Source organism: Stenotrophomonas rhizophila (genome assembly GCF_007667275.1).
In the GTDB taxonomy this organism is placed as follows: domain Bacteria; phylum Pseudomonadota; class Gammaproteobacteria; order Xanthomonadales; family Xanthomonadaceae; genus Stenotrophomonas; species Stenotrophomonas maltophilia_AE.
On sequence record NZ_VDQT01000003.1, the window covers coordinates 38,772 to 58,142 of the forward strand.

12 protein-coding genes are annotated in these 19,371 nt (G+C 69.3%); 7 read left to right on the top strand and 5 right to left on the bottom strand.

Features of this window, described 5'->3' with window-relative positions; translation table 11 throughout:
• Positions 1-16 precede the first annotated feature (16 nt).
• Both aroB and FSZ13_RS10780 read right to left on the bottom strand, forming a co-directional pair.
• Positions 17-1,126, bottom strand: a complete 1,110-nt coding sequence (gene aroB, locus FSZ13_RS10775) for a 3-dehydroquinate synthase (RefSeq protein ID WP_145479562.1) — start codon at positions 1,124-1,126, stop codon at positions 17-19.
• Positions 1,123-1,665 carry a shikimate kinase gene (locus FSZ13_RS10780; protein ID WP_145479563.1) on the bottom strand — a complete coding sequence of 181 codons (543 nt, stop codon included), beginning with the start codon at positions 1,663-1,665 and terminating at the stop codon, positions 1,123-1,125. Before FSZ13_RS10780 ends, aroB begins: the two co-directional genes overlap by 4 nt.
• Positions 1,666-1,760: 95 nt before the next feature.
• On the opposite strand from FSZ13_RS10780, the gene FSZ13_RS10785 reads away from it, so the two are divergent.
• On the top strand, positions 1,761-1,964 hold the full coding sequence (locus tag FSZ13_RS10785; RefSeq protein WP_145479564.1) for a dodecin family protein: 204 nt from the start codon (positions 1,761-1,763) through the stop codon (positions 1,962-1,964).
• Here FSZ13_RS10785 and FSZ13_RS10790 read toward each other — a convergent pair.
• A complete protein-coding gene (locus FSZ13_RS10790) occupies positions 1,945-2,814 on the bottom strand; it encodes a kinase (protein WP_145479565.1) in 870 nt (289 codons plus the stop codon). The genes FSZ13_RS10785 and FSZ13_RS10790 overlap by 20 nt on opposite strands.
• 41 nt (positions 2,815-2,855) lie before the next feature.
• Here FSZ13_RS10790 and pdxH point away from each other — a divergent pair, with 41 nt between their 5' ends.
• Positions 2,856-3,455 carry a pyridoxamine 5'-phosphate oxidase gene (gene pdxH, locus FSZ13_RS10795; RefSeq protein WP_145479566.1) on the top strand — a complete coding sequence of 200 codons (600 nt, stop codon included), beginning with the start codon at positions 2,856-2,858 and terminating at the stop codon, positions 3,453-3,455.
• A gap of 10 nt (positions 3,456-3,465) precedes the next feature.
• Here the strand turns inward: pdxH and FSZ13_RS18390 are convergent, their stop codons facing one another.
• Entirely contained in the window at positions 3,466-6,060 is a 2,595-nt protein-coding gene (locus FSZ13_RS18390; protein WP_186308902.1) for a hypothetical protein, read from the bottom strand.
• Positions 6,061-6,529: 469 nt separating this feature from the next.
• Complete coding sequence (gene prpR, locus FSZ13_RS10805) at positions 6,530-8,125, bottom strand: propionate catabolism operon regulatory protein PrpR (protein WP_145479567.1); 1,596 nt, start codon at positions 8,123-8,125, stop codon at positions 6,530-6,532.
• Positions 8,126-8,273: 148 nt separating this feature from the next.
• Between prpR and prpB the strand changes: the two genes are divergently transcribed.
• From prpB to FSZ13_RS10830, 5 genes are all read left to right on the top strand, one after another.
• On the top strand, positions 8,274-9,173 hold the full coding sequence (gene prpB, locus FSZ13_RS10810) for a methylisocitrate lyase (protein WP_222116614.1): 900 nt from the start codon (positions 8,274-8,276) through the stop codon (positions 9,171-9,173).
• A 28-nt stretch (positions 9,174-9,201) separates the two neighbouring features.
• Positions 9,202-10,359, top strand: a complete 1,158-nt coding sequence (gene prpC, locus FSZ13_RS10815) for a bifunctional 2-methylcitrate synthase/citrate synthase (protein ID WP_145479569.1) — start codon at positions 9,202-9,204, stop codon at positions 10,357-10,359.
• 130 nt (positions 10,360-10,489) lie between these two features.
• Positions 10,490-13,108 carry a Fe/S-dependent 2-methylisocitrate dehydratase AcnD gene (acnD, locus tag FSZ13_RS10820; RefSeq protein WP_145480323.1) on the top strand — a complete coding sequence of 873 codons (2,619 nt, stop codon included), beginning with the start codon at positions 10,490-10,492 and terminating at the stop codon, positions 13,106-13,108.
• Between the two features lie 31 nt (positions 13,109-13,139).
• A complete protein-coding gene (gene prpF / locus FSZ13_RS10825) occupies positions 13,140-14,327 on the top strand; it encodes a 2-methylaconitate cis-trans isomerase PrpF (protein ID WP_145479570.1) in 1,188 nt (395 codons plus the stop codon).
• Between the two features lie 120 nt (positions 14,328-14,447).
• On the top strand, positions 14,448-19,358 hold the full coding sequence (locus FSZ13_RS10830; RefSeq protein WP_145479571.1) for an alpha-2-macroglobulin family protein: 4,911 nt from the start codon (positions 14,448-14,450) through the stop codon (positions 19,356-19,358).
• Positions 19,359-19,371 lie beyond the last annotated feature (13 nt).

Here is a 19,371-nt window from a genome sequence, read left to right on the forward strand (position 1 = left end):
ACCGGCAACGCGGCCGTCACTGCCCCCGCAGCACGCGCAGGACCTCGGCCTCGTCGATGTCGGCCACCACCTGCGCCCGCCCGATGCCCTGCCACAGCACCAGGCGCAGGCGGCCGGCCACGTTCTTCTTGTCCAGCCGCATCCGCGCCAGCAGGCGTTCGGGGTCCAGGCCGGCCGGGATCTCGACCGGCAGCCCGTAACGCAGCAGCAGCTCGCGCAGGCGCGCGGTGTCGTCGGCGTGGCTCATGCCCAGCTGCGCCGACAGCCGCGCGGCCAGCACCATGCCTACCGCCACCGCTTCGCCATGGTTGAGGTTGTCGTTGCCCGGGGCGCCGTAGCCCTGTTCGGTCTCGATCGCATGGCCGAAGGTGTGGCCCAGGTTCAACAGGGCGCGCTCACCGCGTTCGAGCGGATCGCGGGCGACGATCTCGGCCTTGTGCTCGCAGCTGCGCGCGATCGCCTGCGCCAGCGCTGTGTCGTCGCCGGCCAGCAGCGCGGCGTGCTCGGCCTGCAGCCACTGGAAGAACAGCGGGTCGCGGATCGCACCGTACTTGATCACTTCGGCCAGGCCGGCGCGCAGTTCGCGCGGCGGCAGGGTGCGCAGCGCGGCGGTATCGGCGATCACCGTGCGCGGCGGGTGGAACGCGCCCACCAGGTTCTTGCCTTCGGGAATGTCCACGGCGGTCTTGCCGCCGACCGACGAATCGACCATGGCCAGCAGCGAGGTCGGCAGCTGCACGCAGTCCACCCCGCGCATCCAGCACGCCGCCGCGAACCCGGCCAGGTCGCCGGCCACGCCGCCGCCCAAGGCCATCACGCAGGCGTCGCGGGTCGCGCCCAGCGCGGCCAGCGCGCTGATCGCCTGGCCGAAATTGGCCAGGGTCTTGGAAGCTTCGCCCGCCGGCAGCACCAGGTCGCCGATCAGCAGGTCGGGGCGCGCGGCCTGCAGTGCCTGCCGGACCCCGTCCAGGTACAGCGGCGCCACCGCGCTGTCGCTGAGCAGCAGCACGTGCCGGCCGCGCACGTGGCGGGCCAGCAGCGCGCCGTCGTCGAGCAGGCCCGGGCCGATGTGGATGGTGTAGGGGGTGTCGCCCCCCACGGCGACGGTGCGGGGAGAAGCGGTCATGCGCAGGGTTCCAGTCGCTGCCAGTGCGTGGCCAGGCGCAGCACCAGCTGCGCGGTGGCTTCGCCCGGCGTGTACAGATCGGTGTCGAGGGTCAGGTCGGCCAGTTCCTGGTAGAGCGGGTCGCGCGCGCGGGCCATGTCGTGCAGCACCTGCTCGCGGTCGGGCCGCTGCAGCAGGGGCCGGGTGCGGTCGCGGGCCAGCCGCTCCAGCTGCGCGGCCACGCTGACCCGCAGGTAGACCACGAAGCCGCGCTGCGCGATCGCCGCGCGGTTGTCCGGGTCCAGCACGGCGCCGCCACCGGTAGAGACCAGCCGGCCCTGGCCGGCCAGCAGCTGCTGGATGACCTGGCGTTCGTGCTGGCGGAAGCCGGCTTCGCCGGAGTGTTCGAAAATGGTCGCGATGCTGGCCCCGGCCGCGTCCACGATGGCCTGGTCGGCGTCGACGAAGTCCAGGGTAAAGCGCTCGGCGAGGCGGCGGCCGATGCAGGTCTTGCCGGCGCCCATCGGGCCAATCAGGATCAGGTTCGGAGCGGGATTCATTGCCGGTGATGCTAACACCTCCGTGTCGCGGCCTTTACGCGCCACCCCCCATGGTGGGCGGCGCGGAATGTCCCGCGCGCAACCGGAGCACGTCCATGTCAGTGGCAAAAGTCATCGAGATCAACGCCGCCTCCAAGACCAGCGTCGAAGACGCCGTCCGTACCGGACTGAAGAAGGTCGCCGAAACGGTCAAGGGCATCCAGGGCGCCTGGGTCAGCGAAACCAAGGTGGTCACTGACGAGTCGGGCAACATCACCGAATGGCGGGTCAGCATGCGCGTCACCTTCGTGGTGGGCTGAGTGCCACTTCGTGCCGCGCCCGGCCCGGCGCGGACACGATCCGCCGTTGTTCATCCAGCACCACGACCTGGTCCGCCCTTTCTGGCAGGGTGCGCAGCGCCTGCCGGCTGACCCGTTCGTAATACTGCACGAAGCGCTCCAGCTGGGCGCGGCTCATGCTGCTGCGGGTCGGTTGCGCGGCCTGCAGGTTCTGCTCCTGCTGCCAGCGCCAGCGCGGTACCACGGCGAAGTCCGGTGGCTGCAGGAACCACAGCCGGTGGCATCGCTCCCACAGAGCGGGGTAATGCTCGGCCAGCGCCTGGTTGCACCAGCGCCGCCAGCGGCCATCGGCGTCGGCCTCGCGCTCCAGCGCGTTGAGCGGTGCGTCCAGTTCACCCTCCGCCTGCGCCGGCGTGCCCAGGAACCAGCCTTCGAACACCAGCAGGTCCACGCCCTCCTGCAGCCTTGGCCACTGCGCCGCAGGCATGCGCTCGTCGGCCAGCTTGTCGAAGCGCGGCAACGCCACCGGCGCCCGCGCCGCGATGGCATCCAGCGTGGCGTGCGCCAGCCCCAGGTCATGGGTGCCGGGCGGACCGCGGGTCAGCAGCAGCGGGTGCACGTGGCGCGCCAGCCGCTGGCGCTCGGCGCGGGTCAGGTAGACATCATCGATGGACAGCGTGGCCGCGCGCAGTCCGCGTTGCTGCGCAAGCGCCACCACCTGCGCGGCCAGCGTCGATTTGCCGCTGCCCTGCAGGCCGCTGATCGCCAATACTGGGACGTCCGTGCCCACCGCCAGCGCGTCGTCCAGCGCCTGCGCGACCAGTGCATCGGGGAAGCCTTTGTTCCGGGGCATGTGCGCTGCAGCGTGCATGCGGTGACAATAAACCCAAACCGAGCCGCAAGATACCGACCATGACCGATCTCTACACCGAAGCGCTGTCGACCTTCGCCGCGCTGTACGACGAAGCCCGCAACAGCGCTGAAATCGAACCCAACGCGATGACCGTGGCCACGGCCACGGCCACCGGCCTGCCCTCGGCGCGCACGGTGCTGTTGAAGGCCTTCGACGCGCGTGGCTTCGTGTTCTACACCCACCTGGACAGCCACAAGGGGCGTGAGCTGAAGGCCAATCCGCATGCGGCGCTGCTGTTCCTGTGGCGCAGCCTGCGCGAGGCCGGCATCCAGGTGCGCATCGAAGGCAGCGTGGAGCAGGTGGACGATGCCGAGGCGGACGCCTACTTCGCTTCGCGCCCGCGCCTGAGCCAGATCGGCGCGTGGGCCTCGCTGCAGTCGCGCACGCTGGCCTCGCGCGAAGCGTTCGACGCCCGCGTGGCGAGCGCCGAGGCCAGCTTCGCCGGCCGCGATGTGCCGCGGCCGGAGGGCTGGAGCGGGCTGCGCGTGGTGCCGCGCCGGATCGAGTTCTGGTACGGCGCGCAGTTCCGCCTGCATGAGCGCTGGTGCTATGAGATCGACGCCGATGGCCAGTGGAGCAAGCGCCTGCTGTACCCGTGACCGGCGCCGCTCAACCGATCACCGGCAGGACCAGCGGACCGATCAGCGGCGAGGTCGACTTCTGCTTGCCGGTGATCGCGCCGACCGCTTCGAACAGCGCGTACAGCTGCTCGCGCCGGGTTGCGCGGTCGCCTTCCAGGTTGAAGGCATCCAGCGTGCGGGTGTCCGGCTGCGCGCGCCGGGTCGGGGCTGCACCGGTGCTGCTGGCCGGCTCGCGCTGCAGCCAGTAGCGCGCTTCCAGCGCCGGCACCGAGCGTGCGTCCACCAGTGCATCGGCGAGCCGGTCCAGGTCGGCAGCATGCGTTTCCAGCAGCGCGGCCCAGGTCTCCTCGTGCGGCGTGGTGGCCGAGCACAGTGCCTGGTAGCGCATCAGCGCGCTGGTCAGCGTTCCTTCCCCCAGGCGGTCGTAGCGGGTGGTCTGGGTGCTGCGGGCATGCTGCAGCGAGAACGTCGGTGCCACCCCCGGAAGCACCGGCAGCGGTACGGTCACGCCCAGGCTCCGGGTACCGCCGGTGGCCAGGCGCACCGCATGCAGGTGGTTGCCCCGCGCCGACGCGGGGAACTCCGGATCGGTCTGGAAGCTGGGCCGGAAGAAGCGCACCAGGCACTGGACGTTGCCGGTGACGTCGGCGCTGGCGGCCAGTGGGTCGATCAATGCCTGCGCCTCGCGTAGCGGCAGGGTGCCCCATTCGGGAAGCTGGCGTTGCACTTCATCCAGGATGGTGCCCAGCGCCGGGCCGAGGTGCGCGGACAGGGTCAGCTCCAGGTAGGTGCCGTCGCGCAGCGGGTCCGGATCCTGGCGGACATGGCGGGCCACCGAGACCTCGGCGCCGGCACCGAACAACGGCAGCGCGGCCGACAGCGACAGCGTGCCGCGCGTGGTGGCGATGCGCTGGATCTGTTCGCGGAATGCATGGGTGGCATGGTGCACGCGTTCGCGATCATGCGGCAGGGGAGTGTCCTGGATGCGCCGCGCCTGGTCCTGGACCGTGCGCTGCAGCTGTTCCCACTGCGCATGCGCGGGCCCGGCGTCCGGCTCCGGCGCCGACTGCAGCCAGGCCAGGGTGTCGAGCATGTTGATCAGCACCGGCTCGCGCGCGCCGCTGTCGCTGCCCCAGTCGCGTGCCAGCGAGGCCAGCGGCGCCTGGGCCTGGGCGGGCGCGCGCAGGGACAGGTCGGCCAGCGCCTGCAGGTGGTCGAAGGCCACGCCGACGTGCGCGGCCGCCTCCAGCCGCTTCGCCAGCGCCTGCGGGTGCCGGGGCTGGCGCAGCAGCGCCTGCACCGTCTGCAGCGCCGGGGAGCGCTTCTTGTCGACGCCGGCGACCAGGTGCGCCACGCGCGCGTCAAGCACCTTGCGGATCTCGGGGTCATGGCCGGCCGCTACGCCCTCGCTGTCGAGCTCGGTCAGCCGGGTCGGCAGCGCGGCGCGCAGTTCGGTCCGGCTGAGCGCACCGCTGGCACCCAGCTGGCCCACGCCGTAGCTGGCAGTGCCCGCGAGTGCACCGCCATGCGTGCTCATGCCGGCGCGGATCAGCAGCGGCCGCTTGCCGAATTCCAAAGGCCGGCCTGCAGCACGTTCGCCCAGCAGCAGCGACAGCGCCGGCGACGACTGCCAGGCCAGCGCGCGGCTGGTGCGTTCGTCATAGCGGTCGCGGCGCGTCGGTGAGAGACGCTTGAACGCACGCTGCACCGCGTTGCCGCCCAGCCGGCGCGCAACCGAGGCGTGGGCCAGGCGCAGCACCCGGGTGCGCATCGACATCGAGATGTCGGCGTCGGCATGGCTGGCATAGCCACTGACCGTGCCGCCGATGCCGACGCCGGGCGCCACGCGTGCCTGCGTGCTTGCCTCGGCCATCACCGTGGCGCTGCGCACCGTGCCGATGGTCAGGTCGTCGAAGGTGCCGGTGCTGGTTTCGTGGCGTACGCCGCCGGCGGCCCCGGCATCGACTGCGCCGGGCAGGCCGACGCGCACACCCAGCATTCCGCCGGTACCGCTGCTGCGCTCCGATCCGGGTAGCGCATTGCCGCGTTCGCGCTCGGCGTGGCGCGCGATCTGCTCGTGCAGCATGGCTTCCGCGCGCGTGGCGCGGGTCAGGTCGTACAGGGCGCTGCGCAGCAGCTGCTGGCGCTCCACCCGCTGCGTCGCCTCGCGCTGCTCCTGGGTCTCGCCTTTCGGCAGTGCCGCGGGCGTGCGGCCGGGCAGGGACTTGATCGCGCGCAGCAGCAGGGTGCACTGCTTCGCGGTCAGCGGTTGCCGCGGCTCCGGGGTGATCGCAGCCACCGCCTTGTCGAACGTGGGCGAGGTCCCGCGGGCCACGTCCAGCAGCGCGTGGACCTGTCCGCTCAGGATCTCCAATGCCTCCGGGTGGGGCCCGGGCGCACGCGCGGCATCGGCCGGGTCGGCGTTGGCAGCGGCCGACGGCATCCGCGTCACCTGCACCGGTGCGGTCAGCGCACGCGTGGCGTGGTTGCTGATGCCGGTCAGCGGCAGGATGTGGGACTTCACCGGGATGGCAGTGTCGCGCGGTCGGCGCAACAGCTGGGCAGTGCGGAGGACGAAGCGGGGAACGAAGCGGGGAAGGAGCCTGGCGATAGCTTGGGGCATGCGGAATTCCTGGTGGCAGTGAGCGGGCGTCCCACCGGCACAGGAGCGTTGGCCGGTGTGGTCTGGAACCTACCGGCGCTGTACGCACTTGCACATTCCAGCACGCACGAAGAATTCACTCGGGGTTTTTCTTGATGAACCCGTAGCGTCGCCTACGGTGGGCCGATCACGATTGGTGCTATCGGTCCTGTCTATCGACCCAGGCGGGCGAAAACGCGTGCCGCGAAGCAGAACGCCGGGAAATCTGCGGTCCAGGACGATGTGATGTCGCGTTCCGCGCGATAGGCGTCACCTGTGCAAGGCCTCCGGCCACTTGCGCCTGTTGTCGCTTCCAGCGCTTGCAGCAGGCGCGATGATGAACATGTCCCAGAACGGAAAATGTGCGATCTGCTTTCGGAATATTCCCGGTGCCCTGTCGGATGACGCCCTGTTTGCGTGCGGGGGCCATATCGGGCGCGCGGTTCTGGCGTTAGCCTGTAACGCGCAGCCATCGCCAAAGGGTCGTCCGCGACACGCCGAGCCGCGCCGCCAGCTGCTCGCGGTTGCCCTGGTGTTCGTCCAGCCACTGCTGCAGCGTGGCCGGTGAAGGCCGTGCGGCGACAGGGGCGGGAACACCGGAGGTGCCAGCCGCCGCTTGTACGGAGGGGTGCAGCTCGGGCAGCCACTGCTGCAGCTGCGTCAGCCCCAATGCACCGGCCTGCGGCGGCCAATGGATGCGCAGCCGGTCGACCAGGTTGCGCAGCTCGCGCACGTTGCCCGGCCAGGCATACGCGCACAGGCGATCGGTGGCGATCGCATCCAGCGGTGATGGGCGCTGGCCGAGCTGCTGGAAGAAGTGCTCCAGCAGCATCGGCACATCCTGCGCCCGCTCCTGCAGGGACGGCAGGGCGATGCGCAGCGCTGCCAGCCGGTAATAGAGGTCGCGGCGGAAGCGCTGTGTCTCCACCAGCGATTCCAGTGCCTGCAGGGTGGCCGCGACCACGCGCACGTTGACCGGCGTGGGTTCGGTGGCGCCTACGCGCAACACCTCGCGCTCCTCCAGCACCCGCAGCAGGCGGGTCTGCAGCGGCAATGGCAGTTCGCCGATCTCATCCAGGAACAGCGTGCCGCCATCAGCGGCCTCGACCAGGCCGACCCGACCGCCGCGCCGCGCGCCGGTGAAGGCGCCTTCGGTGTAGCCGAACAGTTCCGCTTCCAGCAGCGACTCGCTGATCGCGCCGCAGTTCAGCGCCACGAAGCGGCCGACGCGGCCGCTGGCCGCATGCAGCTGGCGCGCGACCAGCTCCTTGCCGGTACCGGTGGCGCCGGTGACCAGCACGGTGCTGTCATGCGGGGCGTACAGACCGATGCGCTCGCGCACCTGCTGCATGGACGTGCTGTTGCCCAGCAGCGCCGGCGCCGGGACGCGGCGCGCACCGGCAGCGCGGCGCCGCGGCGGCGTCGCGCCGGACCGGGCCAGGGTCTGGGTGAGTTCCAGCGCGTGTTCGAACGCCTGCCGGACCGAGTCGGCCGAATACAGCAGCACCCCGGGCAGGCCGACCCGTTCGGCGTGGTCGATGGCCATGCCGGTGCCGACGATCACCTCGATCCCGTTGGCGCGCAGGTCGGCGATGCAGTCGCGCGCATCCTCGCGGGTGACGAAACGGCGGTGCTCGATGTCCAGCCCGAAGCTGTGCTGGAAGCTGTTGAAACTGGGGACGTCGCTGGCATGGGTGACCAGGCCGATCCTCGGCGCGATGCGGCGGGCCCGCGCCAGCGCTTCCATCAGGTCGAACCCGTTGGCCTGGATCGGCACCAGCGGCACCTCCAGCCGGCTGCGCAGGTAGGCGGCATTGGAACCACCGGCGATCACCACGTCGCAGTGCTCGCGGCGCAGGCGCTGGCCAATCACATCCACCGCTTCTTCAAAGCCCAGGTTGATCGGCACGATGCGGGCGCGGCGGTCGAACTCGGGGATGACGTCGCCCAGCAGGCCGGTCAGGCGCGACACGCTGACCGTCCAAATCACCGGCAGGGCGCCACGGTCGGGGTCGGGCAGGCGGGACGGGGGTACGCGCAGGGACATGGAAGCGACCGTGTTTCAGTTTCATCCATGTTACATCTGTTTCAATGTTTCAACATGAAACACTTTGCCGCGCGCGACGTATCAGTAAAATCAAAGACTTGAGGCTTGGCACGGTCATTGCGCCTGTCCAAGGGTCTACCCTGATGGAATGCTGCCCATGAGCACCGCTGTTTCCTCCGCCGGCGCCCGCTTCCGCGCCGCGCTGGCCGCCGAGTCGCCGCTGCAGGTGATCGGCGCGATCAATGCCAATCACGCGCTGTTGGCCAAGCGCGCCGGCTACCGCGCCATCTACCTGTCCGGCGGTGGCGTGGCGGCCGGCTCGCTGGGCCTGCCCGACCTGGGCATCAATACCCTGGAGGACGTGCTGGTCGACGTGCGCCGGATCACCGACGTGTGCGACCTGCCGCTCATGGTCGACATCGACACCGGCTTCGGCCCCAGCGCGTTCAACATCGCGCGCACCGTTAAGTCGCTGATCAAGGCCGGCGCCGCCGCCTGCCACATCGAAGACCAGGTCGGCGCCAAGCGCTGCGGGCACCGTCCCGGCAAGGAAATCGTCACCCAGGGCGAAATGGTCGACCGGGTCAAGGCCGCCGCCGATGCGAAGACCGATCCGGACTTCTTCCTGATCGCGCGCACCGACGCCATCCAGGTCGACGGCGTGGATGCGGCGATTGAACGCGCCATCGCCTGCGTCGAGGCCGGCGCGGACGGCATCTTCGCAGAGGCCGCCTACGACCTGGACACCTACCGCCGCTTCGTCGATGCGGTGAAGGTACCGGTGCTGGCCAACATCACTGAATTCGGCAAGACCCCGCTGTTCAGCCGCGATGAACTGGCCTCGGCCGGCGTGGCGATCCAGCTGTTCCCGCTGTCGGCGTTCCGCGCGGCCAACAAGGCCGCCGAGAACGTATATGAGACCATTCGTCGCGATGGCCACCAGAAGAACGTGGTCGACGCCATGCAGACGCGCGAGGAACTGTACGACCGTATCGGCTACCACGCCTTCGAGCAGCAGCTCGATGCGCTGTTCGCCGCCAAGAAGTAACGTCGCACCATTGTTTTCTGGAGGGATCATGAGCGAAGCAACCACCGCCCCCGGCTTCAAGCCGAAGAAGTCCGTCGCCCTGTCGGGTACCGCCGCCGGCAACACCGCGCTGTGCACCGTGGGCCGCAGCGGCAACGACCTGCACTACCGCGGCTATGACATCCTGGACCTGGCCAACACCAGCGAGTTCGAGGAAATCGCCCACCTGCTGGTGCACGGCAAGCTGCCCAACCGCGCCGAACTGGCCGCGTACAAGGCCAAGCTGAAGTCGCTGCGTGGCATTCCGGCCGCAGTCAAGGCCGCGCTGGAGGAACTGCCGCCGTCGGCGCATCCGATGGACGTGATGCGTACCGGCGTGTCGGTGCTCGGCTGCGTGTCGCCGGAGAAGGACGACCACAACCACCCCGGCGCACGCGACATCGCCGACAAGCTGATGGCCTGCCTGGGCTCGATGCTGCTGTACTGGTACCACTGGAGCCACAACGGCCGTGCGATCGACGTGGAAACCGATGACGATTCCATCGGCGGCCACTTCCTGCACCTGCTGCACGGCGTGCCGCCGCAGCAGTCGTGGGTGAAGGCGATGCACACCTCGCTGATCCTGTACGCCGAACACGAATTCAACGCCTCCACCTTCACCTGCCGGGTGATTGCCGGTACCGGCAGCGACATGTACAGCTGCATCACCGGTGGCATCGGCGCGCTGCGCGGTCCCAAGCACGGCGGCGCCAACGAAGTGGCGTTTGAAGTGCAGAAGCGCTACGACTCCCCGGACGACGCCGAGGCCGACATCAAGGCCCGGGTCGAACGCAAGGAAGTGGTGATCGGGTTCGGCCACCCGGTGTATACCGTGAGCGACCCGCGCAACAGCGTGATCAAGGACGTGGCCCGCGAGCTGTCGGCAGAGCAGGGCAACCTGAAGATGTACGACATCGCCGAGCGCCTCGAATCGGTGATGTGGGACATCAAGAAGATGTTCCCGAACCTGGACTGGTTCAGCGCGGTGAGTTACCACATGATGGGCGTGCCGACCGCGATGTTCACCCCGCTGTTCGTCATTGCCCGCACCTCCGGCTGGAGCGCACACGTCATCGAACAGCGCATCGACGGCAAGATCATCCGCCCCAGCGCCAACTACACCGGTCCGGAAGACCAGGCCTTCGTGCCGATCGACGAACGCCGCTGAGCCCCGGCGGGGGCGGCCGCGTGCCGCCCCCCTGACTCGACGGCTCACCCCCGGCAGCGCCGGCCGTTGGCCGGCCACGCAGTCCGTCCCCGGCCCGCCAACCTGCAGCACACGCCAGCCAATGACCACCATGAACATGCAGTATCGCAAGCACCTCCCCGGCACCGCGCTGGACTATTTCGATGCCCGGGCCGCGATCGACGCGATCCAGCCCGGCGCCTACGCCACGCTGCCGTATGTGTCGCGCGTGCTGGCGGAAAACCTGGTGCGCCGCTGTGACCCGGCCACCCTGCAGGCCTCGCTGCGGCAGCTGATCGAGCGCCGCCAGGACCTGGACTTCCCCTGGTTCCCGGCGCGCGTGGTCTGCCACGACATCCTCGGCCAGACCGCGCTGGTCGACCTGGCCGGCCTGCGCGACGCGATCGCCGATGGCGGCGGCGACCCGGCCAAGGTCAATCCGGTGGTCCCGGTGCAGCTGATCGTGGACCATTCGCTGGCCGTGGAATGCGGTGGCTACGACCCGCAGGCGTTCGAGAAGAACCGCGCCATCGAGGACCGTCGCAACGAAGACCGCTTCCACTTCATCGACTGGACCAAGCAGGCGTTCCAGAACGTGGACGTTATTCCGCCGGGCAACGGCATCATGCACCAGATCAACCTGGAGAAGATGTCGCCGGTGATCTACGTGCAGGACGGCGTGGCCTTCCCGGACACCTGCGTCGGGACCGACAGCCACACCCCGCACGTGGACGCGCTGGGCGTGATCGCGATCGGCGTGGGCGGCCTCGAAGCCGAGAACGTCATGCTTGGACGCGCCTCCTGGATGCGCCTGCCCGACATCGTGGGCGTGGAGCTCACCGGCCGGCCGCAGCCCGGCATCACCGCCACCGACGTGGTGCTGGCGCTGACCGAATTCCTGCGCGCGCAGCGCGTGGTCGGTGCGTGGCTGGAGTTCTTCGGCGAAGGCGCCGCCGCGCTGACCATCGGCGACCGCGCCACCATCTCCAACATGTGCCCCGAATACGGTGCCACGGCGGCGATGTTCCATATCGATTCGCAGACCATCGACTACCTGCGCCTGACCGGCCGCGAGGAAGCGCAGCTGGCGCTGGTGGAAACCTACGCGCGCACCACCGGCCTGTGGGCCGACGACCTGGCCAGCGCGCAGTATCCGCGCGTACTGCAGTTCGACCTGTCCAGCGTGGTGCGCAACATGGCCGGCCCTTCCAACCCGCACAAGCGGGTTGCCACCAGCGAGCTGGCCGCGCGCGGTATTGCCGACGAAGCCAAGCTGGCGTCCGGCAGGCTGGAGCAGGAACAGGGGCTGATGCCGGACGGTGCGGTGATCATCGCTGCCATCACCAGCTGCACCAACACGTCCAACCCGCGCAACGTGATCGCCGCCGGCCTGCTGGCGCGCAAGGCCAATGAGCTCGGCCTGCTGCGCAAGCCATGGGTGAAGTCGTCGCTGGCGCCGGGCTCCAAGGCCGTGCAGCTGTACCTGGAAGAAGCGGGGCTGCTGCCGGAGCTGGAAAAGCTTGGCTTCGGCATCGTCGCGTTCGCCTGCACCACCTGCAACGGCATGAGCGGCGCGCTGGACCCGGCCATCCAGCAGGAAATCATCGACCGCGACCTCTACGCCACCGCGGTGCTGTCGGGCAACCGCAACTTCGATGGCCGCATCCACCCGTACGCGAAGCAGGCGTTCCTCGCCTCGCCGCCACTGGTGATCGCCTACGCCATCGCCGGCACGGTGCGCTTCGATATCGAGAAGGACGTGCTGGGCGTGGACGCGGCGGGCAATGAGGTGCGGCTGAAGGACATCTGGCCGAGCGACGCCGAGATCGACGCGGTGGTGAAGGCGTCGGTCAAGCCCGAGCAGTTCCGCAGCGTGTACAACCCCATGTTCAACGTGCGCGTGGAGTACAGCTCGCAGGTCAGCCCGCTGTACGACTGGCGCCCGCAGAGCACCTACATCCGCCGTCCCCCGTACTGGGAGGGCGCGCTGGCCGGGGAACGCGGCCTGGCCGGGATGCGCGCGCTGGCGGTGCTGCCCGACAACATCACCACCGACCACCTGTCGCCGTCCAACGCGATCCTGGCCTCCAGCGCGGCCGGCGAATACCTGGCGAGGATGGGCGTGCCGGAGGAGGACTTCAATTCCTATGCGACCCATCGCGGCGACCACCTGACCGCGCAGCGCGCCACTTTCGCCAACCCGAAGCTGTTCAATGAAATGGTGCGCAACGAGGACGGCACGGTGAAGCAGGGCTCGCTGGCCCGGGTTGAACCGGAAGGCAAGGTCATGCGCATGTGGGAGGCGATTGAAACCTACATGGCGCGCAAGCAGCCGCTGATCATCATCGCCGGTGCCGACTACGGCCAGGGCAGCTCGCGCGACTGGGCCGCCAAGGGCGTGCGCCTGGCCGGCGTGGAAGCCATCGTCGCCGAAGGCTTCGAGCGCATCCACCGCACCAACCTGATCGGCATGGGCGTGCTGCCGCTGGAGTTCAAGCCCGGCACCACCCGCCTCAGCGTCGGCATCGACGGCACCGAGACCTTCGACGTGGTCGGCGCGCGCACCCCGCGCGCCGAGCTGACCCTGGTCATCCATCGCCGCGATGGCGAGCGCGTGGAGGTGCCGGTCACCTGCCGCCTGGACAGCGACGAGGAAGTGGCGATCTACGAAGCCGGTGGCGTGCTGCAGCGCTTCGCGCAGGACTTCCTGGAATCGTCGCAGGTCGCATGATTCCCCCGCACTGCCATTACAGGATCCCCGGATGAGCGTTCTTCCCCAGCTCCGCATTCCCGCCACCTACATGCGCGGTGGCACCAGCAAGGGCGTGTTCTTCCGCCTGCAGGATCTTCCGCTCGCCGCGCAGGAGCCGGGCGCGGCGCGCGACGCGCTGCTGATGCGCGTGATCGGTTCGCCCGACCCGTATGGCAAGCACACCGACGGCATGGGCGGGGCGACCTCCAGCACCAGCAAGTGCGTGATCATCTCGGCACCGTCGGTACCCGACCACGACGTGGATTATCTGTACGGGCAGGTGTCCATCGATACCGCGTTCGTGGATTGGAGCGGGAACTGCGGCAACCTCAGCACCGCGGTGGGGCCGTTCGCGATCAGCAACGGTTTCATCGACCCGGCCCGCATTCCGCACAACGGCACCTGCATCGTGCGGATCTGGCAGGCCAACATTGGAAAGACCATCCTGGCCCATGTGCCGGTGGCGGAGGGGCAGGTGCAGGAGATCGGCGACTTCGAGCTGGACGGGGTCACGTTCCCGGCGGCCGAGATCGCGCTGGAGTTCATCGACCCGTCCGACGATGAAGGCGAGGGTGGCTCGATGTTCCCCACCGGCAACCTGGTCGACACGCTGGAGGTGCCGGGCGTCGGCAGCTTCCAGGCCACGATGATCACCGCCGGCATTCCGACCATCTTCCTCAATGCGGCCGACCTCGGATACACCGGCACCGAACTGCAGCCGGCGATCAACGAGGACAAGGCCGCGCTGGCCCGCTTCGAGGCGATCCGCGCGCATGGCGCGGTGCGCATGGGCCTGATCGCCGGCATCGACCAGGCCGCGACCCGCCAGCACACGCCCAAGGTGGCGTTCGTGGCCCCGGCACAGGATTACGTGTCGTCCAGCGGCAGGCAGATCGCGGCGGGCGAGATCGACCTGCATGCGCGCGCACTGTCGATGGGCAAGCTGCACCACGCCATGATGGGGACTGCCGCGGTTGCCATCGGGACCGCGGCCGCCATTCCCGGCACGCTGGTGAACCTGGCCGCCGGCGGTGGCGAGCGCGGCGCGGTGACCTTCGGTCATCCGTCCGGAACCCTGCGTGTCGGTGCGGAGGCGGCGCAGGTCGATGGCCAGTGGGTGGTGACCAAGGCGGTGATGAGTCGCAGCGCACGGGTGCTGATGGAAGGCGCGGTAAGGGTCCCGGCCGGGACGATCTGACGAACCGGCGCGCCCCGGCCACCGCGCGCATGCCCGGGATCCCGTAGGGACACGCCATGCGTGTCCCGGCAGCCCGTAACGCCCAGGTGCATAATGAAGCCCTTGTTCAAGGAGCGACATATGGCAACGGTCGGGCGGTGGAGCTGGAAGGGAATCCTGGGCGTGGCGCTCGTCGCCGGCCTGGCACTGGGCATCGGCGGCTGCAAGCGCAACGACAGCGGCCAGCTGCCCCCCGCGTCGGGCGCGCCGATCACCGCCAAGGCCGAAGCGGTTACCGGATTCACCCTGCTCCGGGCCTTCCCCGACCAGAAGAGCGACGGCCTGTCGCTCGCGCTGGAGTTCTCGCGGCCGCTGGTCGGCACCCAGGATTTCGACACACTGGTCCGCTTCGGTGAGAAGGTCGGCACCGAGGACAGCAGCTGGACCCTGTCCGACGACGGCAGGACCCTGCGCTACCCCTTCGTCGAGGCGGCCAGGGAGTACACCCTGATCGTCTCGCCGGACCTGCTCGCCGCTGACGGCAGCCGGATCGGCAAGGAACTGCGCCAGAAGGTCTTCAGCGGCGAGCTCAAGCCGGTGGCCGGCTTTGCCTCGCAGGGCAGCGTGCTGCCGGCGCGCGACAGCCGCGGCCTGCCGGTGGTGTCGGTCAACGTGGGCGAAGTGGACGTGGAGTTCCTGCGCGTGCGCGAGAAGCAGCTGCCAAGCTTCTTCAGCCAGTACCAGCGCGGCGGACGCCGTGGCAGCTGGGAGCTGGACAGCGAATACGGCGACAAGACCCCCATGTCGCAGCTGGCCGAGCCGGTGTACGTCAACCGCTTCGTGCTGGGCGGCAAGCAGAACGAGCGCGTGCTCACCTACCTGCCCACCCAGGACATCAAGGAACTGCAGGAACCGGGCCTGTACTTCGCGGTGATGAAGCGCAGTGGCTCGTTCGACAGCGAGTTCGATACCGCCTTCTTCACCGTCAGCGACATCGGCCTGCACACCCGCGCCTACAAGGACACCCTGTTCGTGCACACCGCCTCGCTGCAGAGCGGCGCGGCGTTGAAGAAGATCGACCTGCGCATCCTCGACGCCAAGGGCGAAGTGGTGCTCAAGGGTGCGACCGACGGCAATGGCAATGCGCTGCTGAAGTACACCCTGGATGCGGGCCACGTGCTGATCGCCAGCAGCGGCCCGGATACCTCGATGCTGCCGTTCAACCAGCCGGCGCTGGACCTGAGCGAGTTCGCCGTGGCCGGCCGCGACAACGCCTGGTTCGATGTGTTCGCCTGGTCGGGGCGCGATCTGTACCGCCCCGGTGAAACCGTGCGCATCTCCGCGCTGCTGCGCGACAACGACGGCAAGCCGGTCAAGCCACAACCGGTGTTCCTGCGCCTGAAGCAGCCGGACGGCAAGACGTTCCGCGAAACCCGCCTGCAGCCCGGCGACCAGGGCTACCTGAGCTTCGAGCAGACCATCCCGGTCGAAGCGCCGACGGGTCGCTGGCAGGTCGAATTCCGCACCAACCCGGCCAGCAAGGAAGCGATCCAGGGCATGACCCTGCGCATCGAGGAGTTCCTGCCCGAGCGCATGAAGCTGGACCTGGACAGCCCGCAGAAGACCCTCAAGCCAGGCGAGCCGCTCAAGCTGCAGGCCGATGCCGCGTACCTGTACGGCGCCCCGGCCGACGGCAACCGCTTCACCGCGCGCCTGGCCGTGGCCGCCGAGCAGTCTCCGGTGGAATCGCTGCCGGGCTATTTCTTCGGCGACCCGACGCTCGAACTGCCGCGCGAAGCGCGCGACGTGATCGACACCGAATTCCCGGCCGACGGCAGGCTTCGGCAGGACGTGGCCCTGCCGGCCGAGGTCAAGGCCAGCGCGCCGGTGGCCGTGGTGCTGTCGGGCAGCGTGTATGAAACCGGCGGCCGCACGGTCAGCCGTACCCTGAAGCGGGTGCTGTGGCCGGCCCCGGTGCTGGTCGGCGTGCGCCCGTTGTTCAACCCGGAAGATGGCGCCGACGCCAACAGCAACGCGCGCTTTGAAGTGATGCGCGTGGACGCGGCCGGCAAGCCGCAGCCAGGCAAGGGCCTGAAGGTCACCCTGGTGCGCGAACTGCGCGACTACCACTGGACCTTCAACGACAACCGCTGGGATTACGACTTCAGCCGCCGCTTCGAGAACAAGGAATCCCGCACGGTCGACGCCGGCAGCGCCGCAGTGGGCGTGGACTTCCCGGTGGAGTGGGGCGAGTACCGGCTTGATGTGTTCGATCCGGCCACCGGGCTGACCAGCCGCTACCCCTTCCACGCCGGCTGGAGCTGGAACGACGAGAACCGCGGCCTGGATGCACGCCCGGACAAGATCAAGCTGGCCCTGGACAAGACCGGCTACAAGGCTGGCGACAAGGTGCGGGTCACGGTCACTCCGCCGCACGCCGGCAAGGGCGTGCTGATGGTTGAGAGCGACAAGATGCTGTACGTGCAGGAGATCGACGCCAAGCCCGGCAGCACCTTCGACATCCCGGTCACCGCCGAATGGGAACGCCACGACGTCTACATCACCGCGCTGGTGTTCCGCGGCGGCAGCGCACCCAGCAAGATCACCCCGGCCCGCGCGGTCGGCGTGGTGCATGTGCCGATGGAGCGCAAGGCGCGCAACGTTGCCGTGGGCCTGTCCGCGCCCAAGCAGATGCGACCGGAGCAGACGCTGCCGGTCACGGTCAGCGCGCCGCAGCTGGCCGGCAAGCTGGCGCACGTGACGGTGTCGGCCGTGGACGTCGGCATCCTCAACATCACCCGCTTCCCGGTGCCGGATGCGGCCGGGCATTTCTTCGCCCAGCGTCGGCTGGGCGTGGATGCCTATGACATCTACAGCCGCGTGATCGAAAGCTTCGACGGCAGCAGCGGCAAGCTCAAGTTCGGCGGCGACATGGCCCTGGCGGCGCTGCCGCAGGCCAAGCGCCCCACCGCGCGGGTGCAGACCGTGGACCTGTTCTCCGGCCCGGTGAAGCTGGACGCCAGGGGCATCGCCCGGATCGCGCTGAAGGTGCCGGACTTCAACGGCACCCTGCGCGTTTCCGCGCTGGTCTATTCCGACGACCAGTACGGCAAGCGCGACATCGAAACCGTGGTGCGCGCACCGATCCTGGCCGAAGCCAGCATGCCGCGCGTGCTGGCGCCGGGCGACCGCAGCACGGTCACCCTGGACGTGCAGAACTTCACCGGCAGGCCCGGCGAGTTCAAGGTGCAGGTCGATGGCATCGGGCCGCTGACCCTGGGCGAACCCGGCCGCACGCTCAAGCTCAACGCCGATGCCAAGAGCACGCTGAGCTTCCCGCTCACCGCGCGCGAAGGCTATACCGTGGCCAAGGTGCGGGTGCGGGTGGACGGCAACGGCTTCAAGGTCGACCGCCGCTACGACCTGCCGGTGCGCGCCGCGTGGCCACAGGTGCTGCGCGCGCAGACCCGCACGCTGGACCCGCTGGCCGACGTGGAACTGGGCGCCGGCCTGGCCGATGGCCTGATGGACGATTCGGTCACCGCGCGCATGCTGGTCAGCGCGCTGCCGCCGATCCCGTTCGCCAGCGCACTCGACGGCGCCCTGAAGTATCCCTATGGCTGTGCCGAGCAGACCACCAGCAAGGGCTACGCCGCGCTGATGCTGGATGAAGCCACCTCGGCCATGCTCGGCGCCGATGGCCTGGATGCCAAGGCCCGCCGCGAGCGCATGGAAGGCGCGTTCGGCAGGCTGGCCTCGATGCAGGTGGCCAACGGCAACTTCTCGATGTGGGGCGACGATGGTTACGTCAATCCGTGGCTGACCCCGTACGTCGCCGAGTTCCTGCTCGATGCCAAGGACGCCGGCTTCGCCGTGCCCGACGGTGTGCTGCAGAAGGCGCTCAACCGGCTCAGCGAGGACCTGCTGTCCGGCGGCAACCAGTTCTATGGCGAAGAGCGCCGCGAGAACCTGAAGTTCGCCAACCAGGCCTACTCGGGCTACGTGCTGGCACGCGTCAACCGCGCGCCGCTGGGTACCCTGCGTGCGCTGTACGACAACGAGCGCAGCAAGTCGCTGACCGGCCTGTCGCTGGTCCACCTGGGCATCGCGCTGTCACTGCAGGGTGACCACAAGCGCGGCGACGCGGCCATTGCCGCCGGCTTCGCCAAGCCCAGCAGCGAGCGTCCTCAGTACTTCGGTGATTACGGCAGCGCGGTTCGCGACGACGCGCTGATGATCGCGCTGCTGCACGAGCGCAAGCTGTCCAAGCCGGCCTACGACGCACGCGCCGTGGAGCTGGGCCGGGCGCTGGATGCCCGGCGCAGCAACGGCTGGATGTGGCTGAGCACCCAGGAGCAGGTCGCCATCGCGCGCCTGGGCAAGGCGCTGGCCGCCAACCAGCAGAAGCAGGTATCCGGCGAGCTGGCCATCGGCGGCGAGGTGGAGGCCATTGCCGCGCGCCGCATGTTCGGCCGCAGCTTCGACTACGCCGCGCTGGCCAAGGGCGTGCGTTTCAGCCCGAAGGGCGAACCGCCGATGTTCGCCAGCCTGGAAGTGGCCGGCATTCCGCGCACCGCGCCGGAGCCCGACAGTCGCACCCTCGGCGTGGAGCGCAGCTGGTTCACCACCGATGGCAAGCCGTGGACCCCGCGTGCGCTGAAGGAAGGCGAAGCGCTGATCGTGCGCGTCAGTGTCACCCCCAACGTGGACATGCCCGACGCGCTGCTGACCGACCTGTTGCCGGCCGGCCTGGAAATCGAGAACTTCAACCTGGGCGATGCCAAGCAGTGGGCCGACGTGGTGGTCGATGGGCTGCGCGTGGAAGACCGGGGCGAGGCGGCCACGCTGCGCCACGAGGAGTTCCGCGACGACCGTTACGTGGCCGCACTCAAGCTCTCGCGTGGAAGCACCGCCAAGGTGTTCTACCTGGTGCGTGCGGTCACCCCCGGCACCTACACGGTGCCGCCGCCGCTGGTCGAAGACATGTACCGTCCCGACCTGCGCGGGGTAGGGCGCAGCACCCCCACCACCCTGACGGTGGTCCAGCCGTGACCCTGCGCGGGCG